7 protein-coding genes are annotated in these 6,176 nt (G+C 69.8%); 2 read left to right on the forward strand and 5 right to left on the reverse strand.

The annotated features are described in order from the left end of the window. On the forward strand, positions 1-669 hold a 669-nt coding region (locus AB0C29_RS28990), incomplete at its 5' end, for an alpha/beta hydrolase (RefSeq protein WP_360826510.1). On the opposite strand, the gene AB0C29_RS28995 is transcribed toward AB0C29_RS28990, so the two are convergent. Further along, positions 664-1,020 (reverse strand): cytoplasmic protein, encoded by a 357-nt coding sequence (locus AB0C29_RS28995; protein ID WP_360826513.1) that lies wholly within the window; start codon positions 1,018-1,020, stop codon positions 664-666. The genes AB0C29_RS28990 and AB0C29_RS28995 overlap by 6 nt on opposite strands. 51 nt (positions 1,021-1,071) lie before the next feature. Between AB0C29_RS28995 and AB0C29_RS29000 the strand changes: the two genes are divergently transcribed. Next, positions 1,072-1,722 (forward strand): helix-turn-helix domain-containing protein, encoded by a 651-nt coding sequence (locus AB0C29_RS29000; protein ID WP_360826515.1) that lies wholly within the window; start codon positions 1,072-1,074, stop codon positions 1,720-1,722. Between the two features lie 6 nt (positions 1,723-1,728). On the opposite strand, the gene AB0C29_RS29005 is transcribed toward AB0C29_RS29000, so the two are convergent. The 4 genes from AB0C29_RS29005 to AB0C29_RS29020 all read right to left on the reverse strand — a co-directional run. Then, positions 1,729-2,763 carry a succinate dehydrogenase/fumarate reductase iron-sulfur subunit gene (locus AB0C29_RS29005; RefSeq protein WP_360826518.1) on the reverse strand — a complete coding sequence of 345 codons (1,035 nt, stop codon included), beginning with the start codon at positions 2,761-2,763 and terminating at the stop codon, positions 1,729-1,731. Further along, positions 2,763-4,652: a fumarate reductase/succinate dehydrogenase flavoprotein subunit gene (locus AB0C29_RS29010; RefSeq protein ID WP_360826521.1), complete on the reverse strand. Its 1,890-nt coding sequence runs from the start codon at positions 4,650-4,652 to the stop codon at positions 2,763-2,765. The genes AB0C29_RS29005 and AB0C29_RS29010 overlap by 1 nt, the downstream gene beginning before the upstream one ends. A gap of 10 nt (positions 4,653-4,662) precedes the next feature. Further along, a complete protein-coding gene (locus AB0C29_RS29015; protein ID WP_360826524.1) occupies positions 4,663-5,469 on the reverse strand; it encodes a hypothetical protein in 807 nt (268 codons plus the stop codon). Between the two features lie 137 nt (positions 5,470-5,606). Then, a partial coding sequence (locus tag AB0C29_RS29020) for a hypothetical protein (RefSeq protein ID WP_360826527.1) occupies positions 5,607-6,176 on the reverse strand: 570 nt, incomplete at its 5' end.

The following is a 6,176-nucleotide window of genomic DNA, read 5'->3' on the forward strand; positions in this document are numbered from 1 at the left end:
GCGACCCCGGCGGACGCCGGGTCGTACCGCTGCGACCGTCAGGTCGCCGACGTCGAAGCCCTGCGCGAGCACCTCGGCCTGAGCAAGATGGACCTGCTTGGCCATTCCGGCGGCACCAACCTGGCAGTGCAGTACGCGGCCCGCCATCCGGACGCGGTCAGCAAGCTGGTCCTGATCACTCCGAGCCTCATCGGCGTCGGCATCGTCGTGTCCGCCGAGCTGCGCCGCGCGACCGCACAGCTGCGCAAGGACGAGCCGTGGTACCCGGCCGCTGCCGCGGCCCTGGCCGCGATCGGGGCGGGCCTGGCCACGGACGCCGACTGGGAAGCCCTCACCCCGCAGCGGTACGGCCGCTGGGACGCGGCGGCGCAGCAGCACTACGCGGAGTCGAGCAAGCGGATGAACCTGGCCGTCGTCGAGGCTTTCGCGGCGGACGGCGCGTTCACGCCGGAGGCGACCCGGGCGGCCCTGGCGACCTTCGCGGCACCGGTGCTGCTGCTGGCCGGCGAGGTCGACCTGAACAGCCCGCCGCCCGCGGTCGCCGAGCATGCCGCGCTCTTCCCGGACGCCACCCTGGCCGTGCAGCCGGGAGCGGGCCACCAGCCGTGGCTCGACGATCCCGAGCGGTTCGTGGAGCTCGTCACGGCGTTTCTGAGGCCGCCCTCATGAGGAGGCCGGCCCCAGCGGCTGCTCGCCGGTCGGTGGCTGCCCGTCGCCCGGAGCCGGCTCCTTGAGCTCGATGAAGATGGTCCGGCACTCGGTGTCGCCGATGTTCGCCCCGGAATGCTCCTGAGCGGCGAGCCAGCGCACCTCGCCGGCCTCCAGCTCGACCTGCACCTCGCGTCCGCCGGAGGACAGCGACCGCCGGAAGCCGCTCAAAGTCACCATGACGCTGTCCGGGTGCCGGTGCGGGGTGGTGCGGTCGCCGGGCCGGTCGGTATAGGCGAGGACGCGAACGCGATCGTTCTCCATCACCACGCGGTAGAGGTCGGAATTGGTGACGACGGGGTCGTGGCTCATGGCGCACCTCGCGAGTGGGTAGGCTTCGTGGGACGACGGTACCATCAAGGTATGCCAGTACCATATGAGTCGACCGGACGATCACGGCAGAAACTCCGGACCCGGGAAGCGCTGATCAAAGCCGCCCGTGAGCTGCTGCGGGGCGGTGCGCCGGAGCCGACCGTGGAAGAGGTCGCCGAGGCTGCCGGCGTCTCGCGGACGACGGCGTACCGCTATTTCCCCAATCAGCGGAGCCTGGTGCTGGCTGCCCATCCGGAGACCATGCAGCACTCACTGCTGCCCGCGGACGCCCCGCAGGATCCCGTCGCCCGGCTCGACCTGACCATGGCCGAGTTCGCGCGCATCGTCCTCGAATGGGAGCCGCAACTCCGCGCGGCCCTGCGGCTGTCGCTGACTGCCCCGACCGACGGCGAAGGGCCCGCGCTCCGGCAGGGCCGGGCCATCGGCTGGATCGAGGACGCGCTGGTCCCGCTGCGCGACACCCACCCGGGCCTGGACGTCTCCCGGCTGGCTGTTGCCATCAGGGCGGCCACGGGGATCGAGTCGCTCGTCTGGCTCACCGACGTCGCCGGGGTGCCCCGGTCGGAGATTCCCGGACGGATGAGCTGGACCGCGCGGGCGTTGTTGTCGGCCGCGCTGGCCGACGCGGCGGGCGAGGGCGGACAAGCAGAACGGCCCGCCGGGGAGGCGGGCCGTTCGTGACGCTGCTCAGCTCTTGCCCTGCTCCGGATGCCGGTAGGTGATGCCGTCCTCGCGCAGCGGGAACTCCTGGTCGTCGCCGAACGGCGACGGCCCGCCGGCCTGGTGCGACAACAGTTCGGCCACGTCCAGCCGGCCGTCGGCGTTGACCGCCGGCCCCTCCGGCAGGCGCGCGGCGGACGGCCCGAGCCCGGACGCCACCCCGGTGACACCCTCGGTGTTGCTCGGCGCCATCGAGTCGCCGCCGGAGCCGCCGTTACTGCGGCCACCGCCGGCGTGGGCCGGGGTGCTCTCGAGCTGGTCCCGGCGGAAGATCTTGCGGCCCAGCCAGACGAGCGGGTCGTAGCGGTTGTCCACGACCCGTTCCTTCATCGGGATGATCGCGTTGTCGGTGATCTTGATGTGCTCCGGGCAGACCTCGGTGCAGCACTTGGTGATGTTGCAGTAGCCCAGGCCCTGGTGCTCCTGGGAGTAGTTCTTGCGGTCCGTCCGGTCGTCGAGCGGGTGCATGTCCAGCTCGGCGGCGCGGATGAAGTAGCGCGGACCGGAGAACGCCGGCTTGTTCTCCTCGTGGTCGCGCACCACGTGGCAGGTGTTCTGGCACAGGAAGCACTCGATGCACTTGCGGAACTCCTGCGAGCGTTCCACGTCGATCTGCTTCATCCGGTAGTCGCCCGGCTTCACCCCGGCCGGCGGCGCGAACGCCGGCGTCTCGCGGGCCTTCTCGTAGTTGAACGAGACGTCGGTGACCAGGTCCCGGATGATCGGGAACGTGCGCAGCGGCGTGATCGTGACGGTCTCGTCCTCCTCGAAGGTGGACATCCGCGTCATGCAACCCAGCCGGGGCTTGCCGTTGATCTCCATCGAGCAGGACCCGCACTTGCCGGCCTTGCAGTTCCAGCGGCAGGCCAGGTCCGGGGTCTCGGTGGCCTGGAGCCGGTGGATGATGTCGAGGACGACCTCACCCTCGTTCACCTCGACGTCGAACTCCTGGAGGTCACCGCCCGACGCGTCGCCCCGCCACACCCGAAAGTGACGCTTCATCACTCCACCTCCGTGAGCTCTTCGTCGGTCATGTACTTGCTCAGCTCGCTGCGCTCGAAGAGCTGGATCAGCTCCGTGCGCATCGCCGGCACCGGTTTACGTTCCAGGTGCACGTCGCCCGCCTCGTCGAGGGAGCAGACCAGGTTGACGAGCCGCCACTGCGGGCTCATCTTCGGGAAGTCCTCCCGGGTGTGCCCGCCGCGGGACTCCTCACGCTCCAGCGCCGCCTTCGCGGTGCACTCGGAGACGATGAGCATGTTGCGCAGGTCCAGCGCGAGGTGCCAGCCCGGGTTGTACTTGCGCCCGCCGGCCGCGCCGACGTTGGCTACCCGCAGCTTCAGCTCCTGGAGCCGCTTGAGCGCGTCGGTCAGCTCGCCCTCGCGGCGGATGATGCCGACCAGGTCGCCCATCACGGCCTGCAGGTCCTGCTGCAACGTGTACGGGTTCTCGCCGTTCTCCCGGCTCAGCGGGGCCAGCGCGGCGTCCACGGCCTGCTCCACGTCACCGGTGGCGACCTTGGGCCGCTTGGCCAGCGCGTCGGCGTACGCGGCCGCGTGCTCACCGGCGCGCTTGCCGAACACCAGCAGGTCGGAGAGCGAGTTGCCGCCGAGCCGGTTGGAGCCGTGCATGCCGCCGGAGACCTCACCGGCCGCGAACAGGCCCTCGACCCGGCCGAACGCCGCCGCCGAGTCGGGGTCGACCTCGACGCCACCCATCACGTAGTGACAGGTCGGTCCGACCTCCATCGGCTCCTTGGTGATGTCGACGTCCGCCAGCTCCTTGAACTGGTGGTACATCGACGGCAGCCGCCGCTGGACCTCCTCGGCGGGGAGCCGGCTGGCGATGTCGAGCAGGACGCCGCCGGCCTTCGTACCCCGGCCGGCCTTGACCTCGCTGTTGATCGCCCGGGCGACCTCGTCGCGGGGCAGCAGCTCGGGCGGGCGCCGGTTGTTGTCCGGGTCCTTGTACCAGCGGTCCGCCTCCTCCTCGGTCTCCGCGTACTGCTTGCGGAAGACGTCGGGGACGTAGTTGAACATGAACCGCTTGCCGTCGGTGTTCTTGAGCACGCCGCCGTCACCGCGGACCGACTCGGTGACCAGGATGCCCTTGACGCTGGGCGGCCACACCATGCCGGTCGGGTGGAACTGCAGGAACTCCATGTTGATCAGCGTGGCGCCGGACCGCAGGGCCAGCGCGTGCCCGTCCCCGGTGTACTCCCACGAGTTCGAGGTCACCTTGTACGAGCGGCCGACGCCGCCGGTGGCCAGCACGACCGCGGGCGCCTCGAGCAGGATGAACTCGCCGGACTCGCGGTAGTAGCCGAACGCCCCGGCGATCCGGTCGCCCTCGAGCAGCAGCTCGGTGATCGTGGTCTCGGAGAAGACCCGGATCTTGGCGTCGTAGTTGCCGGTCTCCGCGAAGTCCTCCTGCTGCAGCGAGACGATCTTCTGCTGCAGGGTGCGGATCAGCTCCAGGCCGGTCCGGTCGCCGACGTGCGCGAGCCGCGGATACTCGTGGCCGCCGAAGTTGCGCTGGGAGATCTTGCCGTCCTTGGTGCGGTCGAACAGCGCACCGTAGGTCTCCAGCTCCCAGATCCGCTCCGGCGCCTCCTTGGCGTGCAGCTCGGCCATCCGGAAGTTGTTCAGGAACTTGCCGCCGCGCATGGTGTCGCGGAAGTGCACCATCCAGTTGTCGCGGCTGTTCACGTTGCCCATGGCCGCGGCCGCGCCACCCTCGGCCATGACCGTGTGCGCCTTGCCGAACAGCGACTTGGAGATGATCGCGGTGCGCTTGCCGGCGAGCCGGGCCTCGATGGCCGCCCGCAGCCCGGCGCCACCGGCGCCGATCACGACGACGTCGTAGTGGTGTCGTTCGATTCGGGTTGTCATGGGGGGCCCTCTAGTTGATGAAGCGCAGGTCGGGCCACCAGCCGGCCGCGAGCGCCATGATGTAGAAGTCGGTCAGGGCGAGGGTGCCCAGCGTGATCCACGCGAGCAGCATGTGCCGGGCGTTGAGCTTCGACACGAAGGTCCAGAAGCGGTACCGCACCGGGTGCTTGGAGAAGTGCTTCAACCGGCCGCCGGCGATGTGCCGGCAGGAGTGGCAGGACAACGTGTACGCCCACAGCATCACCACGTTGCCGACCAGGATGACGTTGCCCAGCCCGAAGCCGAACTCGTCACCGGACCGGAAGGCGATGATCGCGTCCCAGGTGTTGATGACGGAGATGATGCCGGCGGCGTAGAACGCGTACCGGTGCAGGTTCTGGAAGATCAGCGGGAACCGCGTCTCACCGGTGTACTTCTCGTGCGCGTCGGGGACGGCACAGGCCGGCGGCGACAACCAGAAGGCCCGGTAGTAGGCCTTGCGGTAGTAGTAGCAGGTGAGGCGGAAGAGCAGCAGGAACGGCAGAGTGAGCGCCGCTTCCGGCAGGAGCCAGAAGCTGGGCAGCGGAGTGCCGAACAAGGCCGACCCCTCGACGCACCGGTCGGTCAGACACGGTGAGTAGAACGGGGTGAGGTAGTGGTGCTCCTCGATGAAGTACCACTTGTGCATGAACACGCGGACGGTGGCGTAGATCACCCACGCCGACAACCCCACGAAGGTGATCAGCGGTGGGAACCACCACCGGTCCGTACGCAACGTCTTCGCCGCGATCGCAGCGCGCGAGCGCCCCGGATCCGACCTCGTTGCCGTCGTCGTCATTGACGTCTCCCTGACGGTGCTGACAGTGGCCTGCATCTGCCGGCGGGCGCGCCTGTTTGGGGTGTGCGTCCGCAATGTGTGGCACACGTTACAACGAAGGTCAGCTTCCTGCCGTGTAAGGGAAGGCTTACCACCGGCTACAGGTCGGGCGCGGCGAGTCGGCGGATCGGCCCGGCGCAGGCGGCGGGCGACCACCGGGCCAGCTGATCGGTCAGCGAGACCCCGTCGCGGGGCGCGGGAGCTACAAAAAACGCCGGGGTACGGGACTTGACCTGCGCATCAAGCGCCTCGGCGAAGGCGGTACGCGCATCGAGCAGCTCCCGCCAGCTGTCCTCGACCCGCTGATCGTCCAACCGCCCGACATAGATCCGGGTGGCGGCGTTCTCATCCCGGACCGCGACGGCCCGCGCCTGCGGGGTGGCGGTGGCGCCGGGCGGAACGAGCCGGTTGAGCCGATCTTCGAGCTCGAGGCAGGCGCCGTCGCGAAGCCGCCGATCCTCCCGAGCATCGGCGGCGTCGTCCCGGAATCCGGAGACGGCCCGCAGCACGGCGAGCCCACCGGCGCAGAGCACGATGACGATGACGGCGGCGGCCACGGAGATCCCGGCCACGAAGAGCCGGCGCCGGCGTCGCTTCTTGCTCTCGGCCTCGGCCTTGGCCTCGGCCTCAGTCGGCTGCCCGGCGCTGAGGCGGCTGCCCGGCGTCCT

The sequence above is a fragment of the Actinoplanes sp. NPDC048791 genome, from assembly GCF_040650095.1.
Lineage (GTDB): Bacteria > Actinomycetota > Actinomycetes > Mycobacteriales > Micromonosporaceae > Actinoplanes.

Coding starts and splice junctions, on each gene's coding strand:
- AB0C29_RS28995 (WP_360826513.1), bottom strand. CDS start 1,020: ATGAGCCACGACCCCGTCGTCACCAATTCCGACCTCTACCGCGTGGTG.
- AB0C29_RS29000 (WP_360826515.1), top strand. CDS start 1,072: ATGCCAGTACCATATGAGTCGACCGGACGATCACGGCAGAAACTCCGG.
- AB0C29_RS29005 (WP_360826518.1), bottom strand. CDS start 2,763: ATGAAGCGTCACTTTCGGGTGTGGCGGGGCGACGCGTCGGGCGGTGAC.
- AB0C29_RS29010 (WP_360826521.1), bottom strand. CDS start 4,652: ATGACAACCCGAATCGAACGACACCACTACGACGTCGTCGTGATCGGC.
- AB0C29_RS29015 (WP_360826524.1), bottom strand. CDS start 5,469: ATGACGACGACGGCAACGAGGTCGGATCCGGGGCGCTCGCGCGCTGCG.